Source organism: Spirosoma pomorum (assembly GCF_054776615.1).
This window is the reverse complement of record NZ_BAAHBP010000034.1, coordinates 1-950: the sequence shown is the minus strand read 5'-3', so window position 1 is coordinate 950 and position 950 is coordinate 1. Positions and strand designations below refer to the sequence as shown.

Genomic DNA, 950 nt, shown 5'->3' with positions numbered 1-950 from the left:
GATACGGTGATTGGCTTATTGATTAACCGTGTGTTCTTCAAGCTAAATATCCACCTTTAAGGCACGACCATCCATAAGAGTATTTGCTAACAGATTTGATGAGATTGTATCGTACTGCTTTAGCAAAAGCCTTTACATATTCATCTGAAGCGTCTTTAGTCGGGGACACTGCGTAGCTGTTTTCTGCATCAGATAGTATTTGGTTGATTAACTCGTGTATTGGCATGGTATAATATGATATTGTTTAATTTATATTCTAAATTATTTGTTACGGCGTAAAATTTACTCCTTAATCCTTTTTGTAACGATGTATTTATCTAAAGGTTAATGTGTTGAGGGGTCAAGATTGGTGACAGTAATTCTCTCCGTCAAAAAGAAAAAAACAGCTATAGGACGCTGGAATCGAGGTTTGTGAATCGCATAATTGTCACTTAGAGCGTGTTGAGGAATTAAGAAGCATTGAAGGTCGTGCCAACTTTGTGGTTGCCAAACTACAGAGTCATGACCAAACAGTGGGAGCCACTGACCGACCTCCAATGGGGCACAATTTCGCCTTTTTTCGAGCTTCAACGCAAGCGTAAGCACAATCTTCAGCAAGTCATGGATGCTATTTTGTGGCTGCTACGGATCGGCACTCAATGGCGCAACCTGCCACCGAACTTCCCCCCCTGGCAGGCCGTTTACCGCGCGGGCGGCCCCGTACTATTTCGACCGCTGGAAGAAGGACAATTTATTCGAGCGCATCAACGCTGCCCTGAACCAACTCGATCGCCATCAAGCTGGTCGAGAGGCACTACCTTCTGCATTGAGCATTGATACACAATCGGTTAAATTAACTCCGATGAGTGGTGAGTATCGCGGCCTGGACGCCAACAAGAAAGTCAATGGGCGTAAACGCACTTTTGTGGTAGATACCCAGGGACGGCTTTGGGTGGCGGCTGTAGATGCGG

General features: G+C 45.2%; 1 protein-coding gene. It reads left to right on the top strand.

The window, feature by feature from the left end:
• Window positions 1–501: 501 nt before the first annotated feature.
• Complete coding sequence (locus tag ACYVAD_RS20815; RefSeq protein WP_461141466.1) at window positions 502–816, top strand: transposase; 315 nt, start codon at window positions 502–504, stop codon at window positions 814–816.
• Window positions 817–950: the final 134 nt, after the last annotated feature.